This window comes from Octadecabacter sp. SW4 (assembly GCF_008065155.1).
GTDB lineage: Bacteria > Pseudomonadota > Alphaproteobacteria > Rhodobacterales > Rhodobacteraceae > SW4.
In genome coordinates, this window is the sequence record NZ_CP042819.1 from 203,894 (window position 1) to 219,439 (window position 15,546).

14 protein-coding genes and 1 riboswitch are annotated in these 15,546 nt (G+C 63.0%); of the genes, 5 read left to right on the forward strand and 9 right to left on the reverse strand.

From position 1 onward, the window contains the following. Window positions 1–49: 49 nt before the first annotated feature. Window positions 50–3,772 carry a cobaltochelatase subunit CobN gene (cobN, locus tag FTO60_RS00995; protein WP_148054220.1) on the reverse strand — a complete coding sequence of 1,241 codons (3,723 nt, stop codon included), beginning with the start codon at window positions 3,770–3,772 and terminating at the stop codon, window positions 50–52. 38 nt (window positions 3,773–3,810) lie between these two features. Between cobN and FTO60_RS01000 the strand changes: the two genes are divergently transcribed. Further along, on the forward strand, window positions 3,811–4,011 hold the full coding sequence (locus tag FTO60_RS01000; RefSeq protein WP_148054221.1) for a hypothetical protein: 201 nt from the start codon (window positions 3,811–3,813) through the stop codon (window positions 4,009–4,011). Here FTO60_RS01000 and FTO60_RS01005 read toward each other — a convergent pair. Both FTO60_RS01005 and cobW read right to left on the reverse strand, forming a co-directional pair. Then, window positions 4,008–4,463 carry a GNAT family N-acetyltransferase gene (locus FTO60_RS01005; protein ID WP_148054222.1) on the reverse strand — a complete coding sequence of 152 codons (456 nt, stop codon included), beginning with the start codon at window positions 4,461–4,463 and terminating at the stop codon, window positions 4,008–4,010. The genes FTO60_RS01000 and FTO60_RS01005 overlap by 4 nt on opposite strands. Beyond that, window positions 4,460–5,518 (reverse strand): cobalamin biosynthesis protein CobW, encoded by a 1,059-nt coding sequence (gene cobW / locus FTO60_RS01010; RefSeq protein ID WP_148054223.1) that lies wholly within the window; start codon window positions 5,516–5,518, stop codon window positions 4,460–4,462. The genes FTO60_RS01005 and cobW overlap by 4 nt, the downstream gene beginning before the upstream one ends. Window positions 5,519–5,581: 63 nt before the next feature. Between cobW and FTO60_RS01015 the strand changes: the two genes are divergently transcribed. Further along, complete coding sequence (locus FTO60_RS01015) at window positions 5,582–5,881, forward strand: DUF1636 family protein (protein WP_148054224.1); 300 nt, start codon at window positions 5,582–5,584, stop codon at window positions 5,879–5,881. Here FTO60_RS01015 and FTO60_RS01020 read toward each other — a convergent pair. Both FTO60_RS01020 and FTO60_RS01025 read right to left on the reverse strand, forming a co-directional pair. Beyond that, window positions 5,878–6,564 (reverse strand): CbtA family protein, encoded by a 687-nt coding sequence (locus tag FTO60_RS01020; RefSeq protein ID WP_148054225.1) that lies wholly within the window; start codon window positions 6,562–6,564, stop codon window positions 5,878–5,880. The two genes, FTO60_RS01015 and FTO60_RS01020, sit on opposite strands and share 4 nt — an antisense overlap. Before the next feature lie 20 nt (window positions 6,565–6,584). Beyond that, window positions 6,585–6,779 (reverse strand): CbtB domain-containing protein, encoded by a 195-nt coding sequence (locus tag FTO60_RS01025; protein WP_148054226.1) that lies wholly within the window; start codon window positions 6,777–6,779, stop codon window positions 6,585–6,587. A gap of 30 nt (window positions 6,780–6,809) precedes the next feature. Next, a riboswitch (cobalamin riboswitch) is annotated at window positions 6,810–7,031 on the reverse strand. A 246-nt stretch (window positions 7,032–7,277) separates the two neighbouring features. Here FTO60_RS01025 and smc point away from each other — a divergent pair. Both smc and FTO60_RS01035 read left to right on the forward strand, forming a co-directional pair. Continuing rightward, window positions 7,278–10,733, forward strand: a complete 3,456-nt coding sequence (smc, locus tag FTO60_RS01030) for a chromosome segregation protein SMC (protein ID WP_148054227.1) — start codon at window positions 7,278–7,280, stop codon at window positions 10,731–10,733. 40 nt (window positions 10,734–10,773) lie between these two features. Beyond that, window positions 10,774–11,550 carry a transglutaminase family protein gene (locus tag FTO60_RS01035; RefSeq protein WP_148054228.1) on the forward strand — a complete coding sequence of 259 codons (777 nt, stop codon included), beginning with the start codon at window positions 10,774–10,776 and terminating at the stop codon, window positions 11,548–11,550. Here FTO60_RS01035 and cbiB read toward each other — a convergent pair. The 3 genes from cbiB to FTO60_RS01050 are packed head-to-tail and all read right to left on the reverse strand — an operon-like array spanning window position 11,537 to window position 13,774. Beyond that, window positions 11,537–12,463 (reverse strand): adenosylcobinamide-phosphate synthase CbiB, encoded by a 927-nt coding sequence (gene cbiB / locus FTO60_RS01040; protein WP_148056999.1) that lies wholly within the window; start codon window positions 12,461–12,463, stop codon window positions 11,537–11,539. The genes FTO60_RS01035 and cbiB overlap by 14 nt on opposite strands. A 7-nt stretch (window positions 12,464–12,470) precedes the next feature. Further along, window positions 12,471–13,415, reverse strand: coding sequence for a threonine-phosphate decarboxylase (locus tag FTO60_RS01045; RefSeq protein WP_148054229.1), 945 nt, complete (start codon window positions 13,413–13,415; stop codon window positions 12,471–12,473). Continuing rightward, a complete protein-coding gene (locus FTO60_RS01050; RefSeq protein WP_148054230.1) occupies window positions 13,412–13,774 on the reverse strand; it encodes a DUF1636 domain-containing protein in 363 nt (120 codons plus the stop codon). Before FTO60_RS01050 ends, FTO60_RS01045 begins: the two co-directional genes overlap by 4 nt. 191 nt (window positions 13,775–13,965) lie before the next feature. Here FTO60_RS01050 and FTO60_RS01055 point away from each other — a divergent pair, with 191 nt between their 5' ends. Next, window positions 13,966–14,325, forward strand: coding sequence for a hypothetical protein (locus FTO60_RS01055; protein WP_148054231.1), 360 nt, complete (start codon window positions 13,966–13,968; stop codon window positions 14,323–14,325). Here the strand turns inward: FTO60_RS01055 and FTO60_RS01060 are convergent. Beyond that, window positions 14,322–15,296 (reverse strand): glutathione S-transferase family protein, encoded by a 975-nt coding sequence (locus FTO60_RS01060; protein ID WP_148054232.1) that lies wholly within the window; start codon window positions 15,294–15,296, stop codon window positions 14,322–14,324. The two genes, FTO60_RS01055 and FTO60_RS01060, sit on opposite strands and share 4 nt — an antisense overlap. Window positions 15,297–15,546 lie beyond the last annotated feature (250 nt).

Here is a 15,546-nt window from a genome sequence, read left to right on the forward strand (position 1 = left end):
CCAGGTGGGCATGCCGACCCGCTCCCGCCGATGATATGGATACCTGCGCTTACGCCAGCAGCCCCGCGATCCGCGCACGTGCCGAGTTGCTGCGCGGGGTCCACAACCCGCGATCAATCGCTTCCTGAAAGCGCTGGGCAATCTCGGCCAGCGCCGGCGCGTTGTGTTCGGCGATGAAATCGCGCGTGGCGTCATCGGCCAGAAACGCTTCCTCGACCAGATCAAAATGATGGTTGCGCACAGCCCCCGTGGTGGCGGCAAAGGCGAACAGATAATCGACCGTCGCTGCCATCTCGAAGGCACCCTTGTAGCCGTGCCGTTTGACGCCTTCGATCCATTTGGGGTTCACCACACGTGACCGCACGACGCGGCCAATTTCGTCATCCAGCGTGCGAATGACCGGGCGTTCGGGGCGGGAATGGTCATTGTGATAGATCGGTCGGTCACGGCCCTGCAAGCTGCTGATCGCAGCTGCGGCGCCACCCTCGAATTGGTAATAATCGTCGCTGTCCAGAAGGTCGTGTTCGCGGTTGTCCTGATTTTGCACGATGGCTTCGGTCTGGGACAGGCGCGCCTCGAATGCGGCGCGATCGCGCTGCCCTTCGACCCCCGCGCCATAAGCATAACCGCCCCATTCCAGATAGGCCTCGGCCAGATCGGCCTTGTCAGCCCACAACCGTTCATCAATCATCGCCTGCAGACCAGCGCCATATGCACCGGGTTTTGAGCCAAAGACTCGCGCACCATCCTCGCCCGCCTTTGTGCGCGCCGCGGCGGGGTTCAGGTCGGCCGGTTCATCCAGCGCCTGCACGGCCCGCGCCGCGCTATCCACCAGCGCGATCAACTGCGGAAAGGCATCGCGGAAAAAGCCGGAAATCCGCAGGGTTACATCGACACGCGGTCGCCCCAGAACACCCTGCGGCAGCACCTCGAACCCGGTGACGCGGCGGTTGGCGCTGTCCCACTTGGGTTTGACACCCATCAGCGCCAAGGCCTGCGCAATGTCATCGCCGCCGGTGCGCATATTGGCAGTGCCCCAGGCTGTGATCAGCATGGTGCGGGGCCAGTCGCCGTGATCTTGCAGGTGCTTTTCAATCAGCAAATTCGCCGATTTCCACCCCAGCGCCCAGGCGGTCGGGGTCGGCACGGCGCGGCTGTCAACACTGAAAAAGTTGCGCCCCGTCGGCAGGACATCCAGCCGCCCGCGCGTCGGTGCGCCGGACGGCCCGGGCGCGATCGCGCGGCCTGAAAGGGCGGTCAGCAGTGCGCGACCCTCCGAGGGGCCACAGGCGCGCACCGCAGGCAGGATGGTGTCGGCAATTTCCGTCAAAACGGCCTGTGTCGCGGGCAGGTTTGCGCCCTCACCGCCCCATCCGCCATCCCGCAGCAGGTTTTGCGAGAGCAGTTCAAGCCGTTCAACCGTATCGCCATTGCTGCGCCATGTGTCGCGGGTCAGGTCGTGCAGGACCGCGGGCTTTACAGCCGCCGGTGCCGCCATGTCACAATCAAGCGGATCAATCCCAAGGCCCAGATCAGCCGCAAGTGCGCGCAACAGCGAGGCATTCCCGCCACGGCCATCCCCGCGCGGCACCCGTGCCAGCGCAATCGCCAGATCACGTTCCAACGTGCCGACGGGTGATTGCCCGAAAACGTGCAGCCCGTCCCTGATCTGCGCTTCTTTCAATTCGCAAAGGTAGGCATCGAGCTTTGCCAGATCGGTATCCGCATCCCCCGTCATGCCGGTGTCGGCGGCCAGCCCCGTGACCTCGGACAATGACAGGATTTCGCGGCGCAGGTGATCGATCCGGCGCGGGTCAACACCTGCGGCCTCGTAGTATTCATCGACCAGGGCTTCGAGATCACGCAGCGGTCCGTAGCTTTCGGCGCGGGTCAGCGGCGGTGTCAGGTGATCAACGATCACCGCTGCGGCACGGCGTTTGGCCTGCGTGCCTTCGCCGGGGTCATTGACGATAAAGGGATAGATGTGCGGTGTCGCACCCAGCACCACTTCGGGCCAGCAGGTTTCCGACAGTGCAATTGCCTTGCCCGGCAGCCATTCCAGATTGCCATGCTTACCCATATGCACGATCGCATCGGCGCGGAACTGGGTGCGCAGCCAGAAATAGAACGCCAGGTAGTTATGCGGCGGGACCAGATCGGGCGAGTGATAGGTATCGGTCGGGTCGATATTATAGCCGCGCGCCGGTTGCAGCCCGACAACGACATTGCCAAAGCTATGGATCGAGAGGGCAAAGCCCTTGGCCGACCGACCCTCCGGGGGGAGTTTTCTGGCCAAGATGAAGGGATCATCTTCGGGCTGACCCCATCGCGTCGTGATTTGTTGTTTGACCTCCCAAGGGAGCGCATCGAAATGTTGTTTGTAGCTGTCAAGCGCAAGGAATTCGCCGCCCGACCGATCTGCCCGATCCGTCAGCCAGTTTGTCGGCCCCGCCATGATCTGCGCCATCAGGGCGGCACTGTCGGCAGGCGGGTCGGTGACGCGATGGCCCGCTTCTCCCAGAAGCTGCAGCGCATGAACGGTCGCGGCGGGTGTATCCAGCCCGACACCATTGGCCAGTCGCCCGTCCTTGTTGGGGTAGTTCGCCAGCACCAGTGCGACCTTGCGATCACCCTCCGGCGCGGTGCGCAGCCGCGCCCAGTTCACAGCCAGCTCTGTGACCCAGGCGATCCGGTTGCCATCTGCCTGATATGTGGCGATCGGGCATTCGGTCGCGTCGTCAAAATACGCCTCGCCCTTAAAGCTGACGGCGCGCGACAGGATGCGCCCGTCAACCTCGGGGAGGGCCACGTTCATGGCGATATCGCGGGCGGAAAGGCCGGTCAGCCCCTCATCCCATGCCGCGCGCGAGGAGGCCGCAAGCACGACCTGAAAGACTGGCGCGGCATTGGCAGATGGCGCGGCAAGCGGGTTATCGGTTGCGCCATCGCCTGCGTGCGGACTGCCCACAGCGAAGGAGGTGCAGTTCAGGATCACGCTTGGCGGCGCGGCACCAAACAGCCCGTCCAGCGTGGCCTTGCTGATGGGGTCTTTCAACGAGGCGACAAAGATCGGCAAGGGGTTCAGCCCTGCGCGCAGCAGCGATTTCACCAACCGGTTGATCGGGTTCAGCCCGGCCCCCTGCACCAGCGCGCGGTAGAAAACGATCGGCACAACAGGCGCGCCATCGGTCCATTCCGCCTGCGCGACCGCCAGATCAGCGAGGCCCGCGCCGGGCCAGTAGACACCTGCGCGCAGCAAGGGGCTGGCGGCGGCCGGTTTCTCACCACCTCGCAGCATCGCCTGTGTGTAATCCAGAAAATGCACCGCGTTCTGTGGTCCACCTTCGACAAGATAGGCCCAAAGCGCGTCGTAGTCTTCTTCGGGCACCGTCGACAGGCTGCGCAGCTCGGGGTCGGGTTTGTCATCGCCGGGCAGGGCCACGAAAGGCACACCGGCCTCATGCAGGCGGGCGGCGTATTGTTCCAGCCCGTATTTCCAATAGCCCCCGCCGCCCAGAATCCGCGCGATCACCAGCCGCGATTTCGTCGCGCAGGCATCAAGATGCAGATCAACCGACATCGGGTGCATCAGATGCATCATGCTGGCCAGACGCAGGCCCGGCGGGGCGGGCATGTCGCCGCGCGCGGCCGACAGCGCCGCCAGTTCCGTATCGGCGGCGGAAATCACCACGACATCGGCGGGGGTTTGCCCCAGATCGACGGGTTCCTTGCCGTCGTCAATCGTTCCGGGCGTGGCGGCAAGCAGGTGCATCAGGCGAATCCATCTTGCGGGGGCGCGGGAATTGCATCATGGGACGAGCGAACAGTCAGGAAAGACCCGTCATGGTTGACTACAAGAAATCCGGCGTGCCGAAGGGGCCAAAGGGCAGCCCGCGCTACGCCGAACATAACGCCTATGGGACCGCAAAGACCCCGTTCAACGTGCGGCCCGGCAAGGCCGACCTGTTGGCGCGGATGAAGGCAAATGCGCAAAAGGCAAAGAAATCTTAAGCGCATAGCGTTTTTTCCATAAACAGGCTGACCGGTGCGGCGCTATAGGTGCCAAACGGGCCACAGAATGCAAAACCGTGGCGCTGATACAGCCGGTGCGCTGGGCGCGACACATGGCCTGTCTCAAGACGCAGACAGGGCAGACCAAGCCCGCGGGCTTCGTCCTCAAGGGCGCGCAGGATCGCATCGGCAATGCCTTGCCCGCGCGCGGCGGGATCGACGAACATCGACTTGACCTCGCCATATCCATCCCGCCTGGCAAGCGCCCCGCAGCCGACCTTGATATCGCCACGTCGCGCCGTAAGGAACGCGACGTCAGGGGCGCAAAGCGCGTCAATCGGCAGGAAATGGCAGTCATCGGCGCTGTAGAGGCTTTGCATCAACGCGTGGCTTTGCCGCAAAAGCGCGGTGGCCTGCGGATCGCGTGGATCATCACGATCGACGAATATCATGCGATGAGTGCGGCCTCGATCGCCGCTTGGTCCAGGCCCGCCGCGCCGATCACCACAAGGCGCGTCTGGCGGTTGCCGTCAGCGAAAGGCTGGTCGAAATAGGTATCAACACGCGGGCCCACGGCCTGCAAGGTCAGGCGCATGGGCTTGCCAGTGACAGCCGCGAACCCCTTGAGGCGCAGAATGTCATGCTTGCGGATCACATCGGCAACCTGTTGGGCAAAGGCCGTGGCATCCCCCACTTCGCTGCGGGTCACGACGAAACTCTGGAATTCGTCGTGGCCATGTTCATGTTCGTGATCATGGTGATCGTCATCATCGTCGTGATGGTGGTGGTGCACCTCGTGGCGGGCCGCGAGGTCATTCTCGGCACCCACGCCCTGACCCAACAACACGCTGACCGGAAGCGCGCCCATCGTTGCCTTGACCACCTGCACACCCTTGCGGGCATCGGCCTTGAGGACGGCAAGCAGATGATCAACCTGCGCCGTGTCCAGCAGATCGGATTTGTTGACGACAATCATGTCGGCGCAGGCGATCTGGTCTTCAAACAATTCCGACAGAGGCGTTTCGTGATCAAGATTGTCATCCTGCGCGCGCTGGGCATCCACGGCGGCAACATCATGGGCAAAACGACCGTCAGTGACCGCCTTGCCGTCAACCACCGTCACCACGCCATCAACGGTGACCTTCGTTGAAATGCCGGGCCAGTTGAAGGCGCGCACAAGCGGTTGCGGCAGGGCCAATCCGCTGGTTTCGATCACGATGTGATCAGGGGGCGTGTCGCGCGCCAGCAGCTTTTCCATCGTCGGGATGAACTCATCGGCCACCGTGCAGCAGATGCAACCGTTTGACAGCTCCATGATGTCATCTTCGCTACAGGTGGCGTCACCGCAACCTTTCAGGATGTCACCATCCACACCGAGATCGCCAAATTCATTGATGATCAACGCGATGCGCTTGCCGTTGGCATGATCAAGCATGTGACGGATCAGCGTTGTCTTGCCTGCGCCCAGAAAACCGGTGACGACAGTTGCGGGGATCTTGGCGGCCATGATGGTGGTCCTTATGGGTTTGGAACGGTATGTGTCGCCCAAAGCGGGCGGAAAGGAAAGCAAATGACCGATCGGATCATCATCTGCACAGGATGCGCCGGTGGCACGGAATTGGTTGCTGCTTTGGCAGGGCGGCTGACCGTGGAAACGACCGACTGCATGAATGTCTGCAGCACTCCGGTCAGCCTTGCGGTGCGGGCGACCGGCAAGGCCGCGTATCTGTTCACAGGCGTCAGCCCGGACAGCCCCGACGATGTGGTCGCCTTTGCGCAGCTATATGCAGAGGCAGCGGACGGACAGATCGCCGATGCACGCGCCGCAGGCGATCTGCGGTTTTGTCTGGTCGGACGCATCCCGGGCTAGGCGCTGCGGCACCACAGCCAACCGGCTGTGGCCCCCAGCACGGCCCAACTCGCGGCGGCAACAGCCAGCGCGCGTGCCGCGAAATGCGAGGCCAGTTCGGGCGGCGCGATACCATAATAGGTATCAAGCACCGGCGCACCGATCACATGCGGCGCAGCAAGCAGGGCCGCACCCGTGATCATGCCCCAGGGCGCGCGCACAAAGGCAATCGAAGCGATCCCTGCAATCGAGGCCAGAACCGTGCCCAGCCACCACATCTGACGCGCGAACATATCAGCGGCAATCGTGCCCGGCAGTTCAGGCGCAAGCCCTACCGCAGGTGCCAGATTGACCGCCAGAAAACCGGCCAGCCCCCAGATCAGCCCACTGCGTCCGTTGACGCTGTGACCTGCACGCTGGGCAATGCCAAAGCCGACAACCATCAGAAAGGCAAAGCCGGTATAGACAACCATGTTCATCGCCAGGGTTCCAACGTGCCGGGGCAGTTGGGCCATAACGTCAGGGTTGCCGACCGGCGTTTCAATCGTGCCGTTCTCGACGGTCGTGAAATGCACGACCAGACCTTGCTCGAATGTTTCCCCCTCGATCAGAAGGGGGACAACGAATATCAACTGCAGGGCGGCCGCAAAAATACCTGCGACCAGCCCGGCAAGCACCGCGCTGGTGAACAGCTGTTTGATCATCGGATCAGATCAGTCAGGTGCTAGTGGCAGGGGAATGCGATGGCATGACGCTGGTCATGCGCAACATCATGCATTGCCGATGCCTGCGCAAACCCGCCGACAAACAACAGACCGGCGCCCACCAATGCGGCAAACGCAAGGGCGATCACATCGCTGCTGACTTTGGTTGCGGGGGCGGTTTGTGGGGCCGTGGTGGCCTGAATCGCGTCGTTCATTCTGTCTCTCCTGTTCCGTCACACCCGACGGGGTTGATTACATCGCATGGCAGGTCTCCTGGCTTGCGGGTCAAAGTTTGGTGTCGGCCTTCCCGGTTTCCCAGTGGCGCTGATGACACCGCACTCTCCGCTGACAGTCGCGGGGGCGGCTGTGGATTTGAACCTCCGGCTAGGATCGGTCCGCACCACATTCCCTTTTGATCCCCTGATGCTTTGCATCCTTGGCGGGGAACCATGCCCGCCCTTAGTGCGCTGTTTGGACAGGGTGCGTCAAGGCAGATTGCGACGTTTGGCAGTTGCCCCGCGGCTTTGGCGACCAAGGCGGGCGGCGGAGCCTCCGGCGGGAGTTTTTATGAACAAAAGAAGATCTGGGTGGCGAAAAACCGCAATATCTTGTGGATAACTGGCTGAATTGCGCCATATGCGGGGGTTGCGCGTTGACTCTGGCGGGATCGTTTGGCCAGTGTTTCCCGACTGTGAGGGAATCAGGAACGCCCCGTGCAATTTAGTAAACTCAGGCTCAACGGCTTCAAAAGTTTTGTCGATCCCACCGATCTGATCATCGCTGATGGTCTGACCGGTGTCGTCGGTCCAAATGGCTGCGGCAAGTCGAACCTGCTCGAGGCGCTGCGCTGGGTTATGGGTGAAAACCGCCCCACCGCCATGCGTGGTGGCGGCATGGAGGATGTGATTTTCGCAGGCGCCGCGACCCGTCCGGCGCGCAACTTTGCCGAAGTGTCGCTGGTGATTGATAACACCGAACGGCTTGCCCCCGCCGGGTTCAACGACGCCGACAATCTGGAAATTATCCGCCGGATTACCCGCGATGCGGGCAGCGCCTACAAGGTCGGCACCAAGGACGTGCGCGCGCGCGATGTGCAGATGCTGTTTGCCGATGCCTCGACCGGCGCGCATTCGCCCGCGCTGGTCCGGCAGGGCCAGATCGCCGAGCTGATCAATGCCAAACCCAAGGCGCGCCGCCGCATCCTCGAAGAAGCCGCCGGGATCAGCGGCCTTTACCAGCGCCGCCACGAGGCCGAACTGAAACTGAAAGGTGCCGAAACCAACCTGACCCGCGTTGACGATGTGATCGAACAGCTGGCCGCGCAATTGTCGCAACTGGCCCGTCAGGCCCGTCAGGCCAAACGCTACCGCGAGATCGGCGAGGCTCTGCGCAAATCCGAAGGCCTGTTGCTTTATCGGCGTTGGCGCGAGGCAGACGAGGCCCGCGCAGCCGCCGAGGACCAGTTGCGCGAACGCACCACAGCCGCTGCCGGTGCCGAAACCGCCGCCCGTCAGGCTGCCAAGGCCCGCGCCGCGTTCGAATCCGCCCTGCCGCCCCTGCGCGAGGAGGAAGCGATCGCCGCAGCCGTCCTGCAACGCCTGACCGTGCAGCGCGACACCCTGTCCGACCAGGAGGCCCGCGCCCTTGAAACCATCGAGACCCTCAAGGCGCGCATCGACCAGCTTGGTCGCGATATCGAGCGCGAGACGGGCTTGAACAAGGACGCGGGCGAAACCATTGAACGGCTTGAGTGGGAAGCGCGCGAAATCGCCAAGGCGGGCGAGGGGCATGACAGCCGCCTGGACAAGGCCGCGACTGCGGCGCACGAGGCCGCCGGAATCCTGCAAGACCGCGAAACCGATCTGTCGCAACTGACCGAAGATGTGGCCCGTTTGGCCGCGCGCCACCAGTCGGCGCAACGCCTGTTGGATGACAGCCGCACCACACTGGAGAAAAGCGAGGCCGAGGCCGCGCGCGCCAAGACCCAACAAGCCGAAGCCCAAGCGGCGCTGACACGGGCCGAGGCTGATTTCACCGCCGCCGGGGCAGAAGAAGCCGCCGCCGTTGCCACCGCCGCCCGCGCCGACGAAGCATTGGCTGCCGCCGAAGCCGCGCGCGCTGAAACCCAGACCCGCGAATCCGATGCCCGCGTGCAGCGCGCCGAGGCCGAAGGCGAAGCCAACGCCCTGCGCGCCGAAGTGTCGGGACTGGCCCGTTTGGTCGAACGTGACACCGCCGAGGGCGGGCAAATCCTGGATCAATTGCGCGTCGAGGGCGGCTATGAAAAGGCGCTGGGCGCCGCATTGGCCGATGATCTGCGCGCGCCCGCGATCGGGCCCAACGACAAATCAGGCTGGGCGGTCTTGCCCGGCTATGCCACCCCGCAAACCCTGCCTGACGGCGTGCTTGCGCTGACGAATTATGTGTCGGTGCCGGATGTTCTGGTGCGCCGCATGGGGCAGGTCGGTTTGGTGGATGCCGCTGACGGCGCGCGCCTTCAGGCGGATCTGAAACCGGGGCAGCGCCTTGTCAGCGTCGCGGGCGATCTGTGGCGCTGGGACGGGTTTCGCGCCGGGGCCGAAGATGCGCCATCGGCAGCTGCCCTGCGCCTGCAACAGCTGAACCGTCTTGTGGAACTCAAGCGTGACCTGGAAGACGCCAATGCCCGCGCCCAGGGCGCCGCGCAGGCGCATGATGCCCTGACCGCGCGCATGGCCGATCTGACCGCCGCTGATCAGGCCGCCCGTCAGGCGCGCCGCGATGCCGACCGTCTGGTCGCGGATGCCAATCGCGCCCTGAGCCGTGCCGAGGCCGATCGCAACCTGTCGGCGGGCAAGCTGGAAAGCAACGGTCTGGCCGTGACCCGCCACGAAGAAGAAGCGATGAACGCGCGCAAATCTTTGGCCGAGGCCGAGAAGGCAGCCCGCGATCTGGGCGATCTTGATGCCGCCCGCGCCAGCGTCGAAGACGTGAAAATGACCGTTGAGGCTGCGCGCATCACTATGATGTCGCGCCGCAGCGCCCATGACGAACTGCGCCGCGAGGGCGATGCCCGCCTCAAGCGCAGTCAGGAAATCACCAAGGAAGTCAGCGGTTGGAAGCACCGCCTTGAAACGGCCAACAAACGCACCGCCGAACTGGCTGAACGCCGCGACGCCTCGGAGATTGAACTGAAAGAGGCCACCGCCGCTCCCGAAGAAATCGCCGCCAAACGTGCCGAACTTTCCGATGCGATTGACGAGGCCGAAAACCGCCGCAAGCAGGCGGCCGACAAACTTGCCGAGGCCGAAAATACCCTGCGCGACACCGCGCTGGCCGAACGCGAAGCCGAGCGCACGGCATCAGAGTCCCGCGAGGCCCGCGCCCGCAGCGAAGCGCGCGCCGACGCCGCCCGCGAAACTGTGGCTTACGCCGCCGAACGGATCATGGAGGCGCAAGAGGTTACGCCTGACAAGCTGCTGGAAACGCTGGACGTCGACCCCGAGAAGATGCCCGCCTCTGATGTGATCGAAGGTCAGGTGAACGCCTACAAGCGACAGCGCGATGCCCTTGGGGCCGTCAATCTGCGCGCCGAGGAAGACAGCGTGGACGTGCAGAACGAACACGACAGTCTGGTCAAGGAAAAGACCGATCTTGAGGACGCGATCCGCGCCCTGCGCACCGGTATTGCCAACCTTAACCGTGAAGGGCGCGAACGTCTGCTGACCGCCTTTGAACAGGTCAACGAAAGCTTCGGCCTGCTGTTCACCCACCTTTTTGGCGGTGGCGAGGCCAAGCTGGTGCTGGTCGAAAGCGATGATCCGCTGGACGCGGGCCTCGAAATCCTCTGCCAGCCGCCGGGCAAGAAACTCAGCACCCTGTCGCTGCTGTCAGGGGGCGAACAGACCCTCACCGCGATGGCGCTGATCTTTGCGGTCTTTCTTGCCAACCCCGCGCCGATCTGTGTGCTTGACGAGGTCGACGCACCTTTGGACGACGCCAACGTGACCCGTTTCTGCGACCTTCTGGATGAAATGACCCGCCGCACCGATACGCGGTTCCTGATCATCACCCACCACGCCGTCACCATGTCGCGGATGGATCGCCTGTTTGGCGTGACCATGGGTGAACAGGGCGTCAGCCAGTTGGTCAGCGTTGACCTCAAGAAAGCCGCCGCAATGGTCGCGTGACGGCTTTCGCCTGCCCGCGTAACACTCTAGTGGGGGCGGCATGCAGCTGATCATCCACACCCACCTTGACTACATGTTCGCCGACAAGACCGATGTGCTTTTGCAGATCGAGGCGGCGCAGACCCGCGACCAGACCGTCAACGACCCCACGCTGATGATCACCCCCGTCGATCATTTTCGTCGCGTTCCAGCCGAGGAAGGCATCGGCGAACGCAGTTGGACCCGCGTGCAGGGACATGTGACATGTGACTACCGCGCGACCGTGACCATCACGCGCAAAGCGGTCGAGATGGCAACACTGGCAGCCACCCCGCTGCACGACCTGCCACCTGAAACCCTGCGGTATCTGATGGGGTCGCGCTATTGTCCGGCGGATGATTTTCAGGCCTTTGTGGATGCGGATTTCGGCGACCTGACGGGCGGCGCGCGGATCGTGGCAATGCGCGACTGGATCGAAGATGCCTTTACCTACGATCCCGGTGCCAGCACCGCGCAGACCACCGCAATGGACAGCTTCGTGCATCGCCACGGGATATGCCGCGACTATGCGCATGTGCTGATCGCGCTGGCCCGTGCCGCCGCGATCCCGGCACGCATCGCCAGTGTCTATGCGCCCACGGTCACACCGCCCGATTTTCACGCCGTGGTCGAAGTGTTCCTTGACGGTGGCTGGCACCTTGTTGACCCGACAGGCATGGCGGCAGCCGGCGAAATGGCTCTCATCGGCGTGGGGCGCGATGCGGCGGATGTCGCATTCCTGACAAGCTGGGGCAGCGCACAGATGCTGGCGCAGTCGGTCAGTGTTACCAAAGGCTGAACACGGTCATTACCACCCGCCCGACCAGCCCGATAGCCACTACCAAGGTCAAGGCCATGCCCCAGGAAATCCACAATACGCGGATCGCGGCGGCAATGTCATCCGCACCCAGATCGCGTTTGCCATCCGCGTTCACAAAGGCATAATCCGTCATCACGCCACCGTAACGGCGCGGGCCGGACAGGGCGATCTGCAAGCCATAGGCCATCGCCGCCTCGGGCCATCCCGCATTGGGCGAACGGTGCAGTTTCGCATCGCGGCGCACGGGGGCCAGGCGCGCGCCGGGGCAGGCCAATCCGATGATCACCGCCGTCACCCGCGCTGGAATCCAGTTCAGCAGATCGTCAAACCGCGCCGCCGCCCAGCCGAATTTTTCATGCCGCGGGGTGCGATAGCCAATCATGCTGTCGGCGGTGTTGGTGATCTTGTAGATCAGCAATGCGGGCAACCCGCCAATCAGAAACCAAAAGGCGGGCGCAATCACACCGTCGCTGAAATTCTCGGCCGCGCTTTCAATCGCGGAGCGGGCGACATCGCTTTCGTCCATCTGCCCTGTGTCGCGGCTGACGATCATCGCCACGGCGCGCCGTCCGTCATCCAGCGAGCTGCGCAAACCCTCCTGCACCGCTTTCACATGTTCGACCAAGGACTTTTGCGCCAGCAACACCGCGCCGATCAGCAGGTCGATCCATCGCCCCGGCAACAGCGCCAAGGCCCAGCCAAGCAGCCCCGCGCCAATCACAAGCGCTGCAAATGCAATCAGACCCTCCAACCGGCTGTCGCGCGTGTTGAACCGCTGATCCAGCCAGCCCACCGCGCGGCCCATCATCACCGCCGGATGCGCTACCTGCGACCACAGCCAGCGCGGCTCTCCCAGCCATGCATCAAGGCACATCGCAAAGAACAGCGCCATCGCCATGTCAGACGCCCGCTACGGCATCGGCGACCTGCGTCCACCTGTCAGGGTGCGGCAAGCCAAGGCGCACCCACGTCTTGGAATACGGAAAAATGCGCGACCAGACGTGGTGCCGCGCAAGGTGATCCTGCCAGCGCACCGCGTCATCGACTTCATACAAGCGAAACAGCGTCGTGCCGCCAACGACCTGCGCGCCAGCGCCCGTCAGCAAAGCATCCAGCCGGTCCGCATCCGCGGCCAACCGCCCGCGGGTTTCTTCGGCCCAGGCCTGATCCGCCAGCGCCCGCGCACCAATGTCCAGCGCGGGGCCAGACACGGACCACGGCCCCATCAGATCGCGCAGGGGCGCAAGCGTGTCAGGTTGCCCGATCGCAAAGCCAAGCCGCAGGCCCGCAAGCCCCCAAAATTTGCCAAAACTCTTGAGGACCACAACCCCGCCGCCCGTGGTTTCCGTCACCAAAGACTGGTCCGGGGCAACATCGCAAAAACTCTCGTCGATCACAGTCGGGCCATCGATGTCGGCGGCACGCCACATGCGACCGTCAGGATTGTTGGGGTGCACAACAGTCGTGACCGCCGCCGCGCCGTGTTCCTGCACAGACCAGCCTTGGGCGCGAAACGCGGCCGCGTGTTCGTTATAGGTTGGCGCCGGAATCGTCGCGGTATCCCCGGCAAATACCGACGGGAGGCGGGCGATCAGTGCAGACGCCCCATGCGCTGCAATTATATCGGCCCCCCGCGGCACATTCCAAAAGCTTCGCGCAGCATCCAGCAAACGGTGCATTGCCTCGGTGTCGGGCAATGCAGTCCACGCCTGCGCACCGATTCCTCCGACCGGATAGGGCACCGGGTTGATTCCGGTGGACAGATCAATCCAATCAGCGCGCGCCCCGCCATAGCGCGCAATCGCGGCGTCCAACCCGCCGCCGTGGTCGCGCGCTTGTGTCATTCAGGAACGGGGGTGTGGCGGCTGACAAAATGACCCTTCACGCCCTGGGGCCACTCACGAAACGGCACCTGCCCCGTGGGGCTGGCGGCATGCATCTGCGCGTAGTCGACAATCGCCTGCGCATCTTCGGCAGAGGCCGCGAATTTGCCAAGGGAATAGCCGATCTTGCCCGCCCCCTGGACGATGATGTTGCACGCCCTTTCGCAGCCCATCGTGCATGAAACGCGGCGCGCGGCCACGTCACCGCCCGCGCGGTCCTCGATCAATGCGGCCAAAGCCTCGCCATCGGTCTGTTCCATGGCGGTGTCTTCCCAGCCAGGCGCTTTGCAGGTGTCGCAGATGGTGATCCAGGTGGTCATGGGTTTTGCGCCTCCGATTTTAGCGTTTTGATAAACATTCGGCGGATTTCCGCAAGGGGCGCGGCTGTTTCCTGCCATTTGGTAATAGGTGGGGGCGTGTTTTAACCCTTCGTTAACCTTCAACGGGCAATCCGGTTGGGCGATGGATGCGCAGGCACGTGACATGCGCTGAAAGTGAACTGGGGTAAGCTATGGATGTTCTGATCGTTGAAAATAAAGGCCCGCTTGGGCAGCTTTGGGCGGATCACCTGCGGCGGCACGGCGGGCGTGTGAAACTTGTGGCGACATCTGATGACGCGATCATGGCCATCTCCGATCAGACATTCGAGGTAATCGTCGTCAATCTTGAACAGGCACATGATGCCATCTCGGTGTCGGACTTTGCGCAATACCGCCAGCCCGACACGCAAGTGATGTTTGTTACCGACACCTCATTCTTTTCGGATGGGTCAATTTTTACGCTGGCCTCCAACGCCTGCACACTGGTGCCCAGCACAACGCCGCCCGAAGACATTGCCGCGATGGTCGAACACTACGCCGTTCACCATTAACCACGCCCATGCGGCGCGTCGTAATCCAGCACCGGATTAATCGGAACGATCCGGTAGGGGTTAATCGTCTCGTGGCTGTAGTGATAGTGATGCACGATATGATCCATCTTCACGGTCTGCGCGATCCCCTCCATCTGATATAGTTCACGCGTGAAGGCCCAAAGGTTCGGATAATCGACGATCCGCTTGCGGTTACATTTGAAATGCAGGTGATAGACCGGATCAAAGCGGATCAGGGTGGTCCACAAGCGCCAGTCAGCCTCGGTCAACCGATCCCCCATCAGATAACGGCTCTGCGACAGGCGGTCCTCAAGCCAGTCCAGACTGTCGAACAAGGGCATCACACCCGCCTCATAGGCCTCTTGCGTGGTGGCAAAGCCCGCCTTGTAAACGCCGTTGTTGACAGTGTTGTAAATCCGGTCGTTGACGGGTTCAATCGCATCGCGCAAGGCGACGGGCCAATAGTCATCCGCGTTGCCCGTGATACCGTCAAAGGCGGAGTTGAACATGCGGATGATCTCGGAGCTTTCGTTGCTGACAATCGTTTCGCGCAGCTTGTCCCACAGGATCGGCACCGTGACGCGTCCCGATATCTTTGGGTCAGCCTTCAGATATATGTCACGCGCGAACGGCAGCCCATAAAGGGTGTCCCCGGTGGCATCCGCGAAATCGGTCTCAAAGGTCCAGCCATCACTCAGCATGTGCGGATGGACCACCGAGACGGAAATGTGGTCCTCCAACCCCTTGAGCGCGCGAAACACCAAGGTGCGATGCGCCCAAGGGCAGGCATAGGACACATACAAATGATAGCGCCCGCTTTGCGCCTCGAACCCGTCCTCGCCGCTTGGCCCCGCAGCGCCATCGGTCGTGATCCAGTTGCGAAACTTCGCGGTCGAGCGTTTGAAAGCGCCGCCCGTGGATGTCGTATCATACCAAACGTCCTGCCAGACGCCGTCAACAAGTTGGCCCATGTTCCCCTCCGATACCTGTTACGTCTGACCTAACGCGCGCGCGGGCGGGCGCAACCCCGCTTCCCGCGCATGGCCCCTGCGCCAACGCACAGTGGCGGCACAGTCGGTTTCGACCTCTCCCTCGCCGCTTATCCATTTGCGAGTCACCGGCCCACCGCCTATACCCCTTCTCAGACGAAGCCCCAGTGGCCAGAGAGGTTGGTGGCGCAAGGTTGACCCAAAACGGGAACCGGACCGCTGCATCGTCAAC

What these genes read in the sequence shown, in the direction of transcription:
- FTO60_RS01015 (WP_148054224.1), top strand. Translation starts at nt 5,582, where the DNA reads ATGACCGATCGGATCATCATCTGCACAGGATGCGCCGGTGGCACGGAA.
- cbiB (WP_148056999.1), bottom strand. Translation starts at nt 12,463, where the DNA reads ATGGCGCTGTTCTTTGCGATGTGCCTTGATGCATGGCTGGGAGAGCCG.
- FTO60_RS01050 (WP_148054230.1), bottom strand. Translation starts at nt 13,774, where the DNA reads ATGACCACCTGGATCACCATCTGCGACACCTGCAAAGCGCCTGGCTGG.
- FTO60_RS01060 (WP_148054232.1), bottom strand. Translation starts at nt 15,296, where the DNA reads ATGGGCCAACTTGTTGACGGCGTCTGGCAGGACGTTTGGTATGATACG.
- FTO60_RS01055 (WP_148054231.1), top strand. Translation starts at nt 13,966, where the DNA reads ATGGATGTTCTGATCGTTGAAAATAAAGGCCCGCTTGGGCAGCTTTGG.
- FTO60_RS01000 (WP_148054221.1), top strand. Translation starts at nt 3,811, where the DNA reads ATGGGACGAGCGAACAGTCAGGAAAGACCCGTCATGGTTGACTACAAG.
- FTO60_RS01020 (WP_148054225.1), bottom strand. Translation starts at nt 6,564, where the DNA reads ATGATCAAACAGCTGTTCACCAGCGCGGTGCTTGCCGGGCTGGTCGCA.
- FTO60_RS01035 (WP_148054228.1), top strand. Translation starts at nt 10,774, where the DNA reads ATGCAGCTGATCATCCACACCCACCTTGACTACATGTTCGCCGACAAG.
- FTO60_RS01025 (WP_148054226.1), bottom strand. Translation starts at nt 6,779, where the DNA reads ATGAACGACGCGATTCAGGCCACCACGGCCCCACAAACCGCCCCCGCA.
- FTO60_RS01005 (WP_148054222.1), bottom strand. Translation starts at nt 4,463, where the DNA reads ATGATATTCGTCGATCGTGATGATCCACGCGATCCGCAGGCCACCGCG.
- FTO60_RS01045 (WP_148054229.1), bottom strand. Translation starts at nt 13,415, where the DNA reads ATGACACAAGCGCGCGACCACGGCGGCGGGTTGGACGCCGCGATTGCG.
- cobW (WP_148054223.1), bottom strand. Translation starts at nt 5,518, where the DNA reads ATGGCCGCCAAGATCCCCGCAACTGTCGTCACCGGTTTTCTGGGCGCA.
- cobN (WP_148054220.1), bottom strand. Translation starts at nt 3,772, where the DNA reads ATGCACCTGCTTGCCGCCACGCCCGGAACGATTGACGACGGCAAGGAA.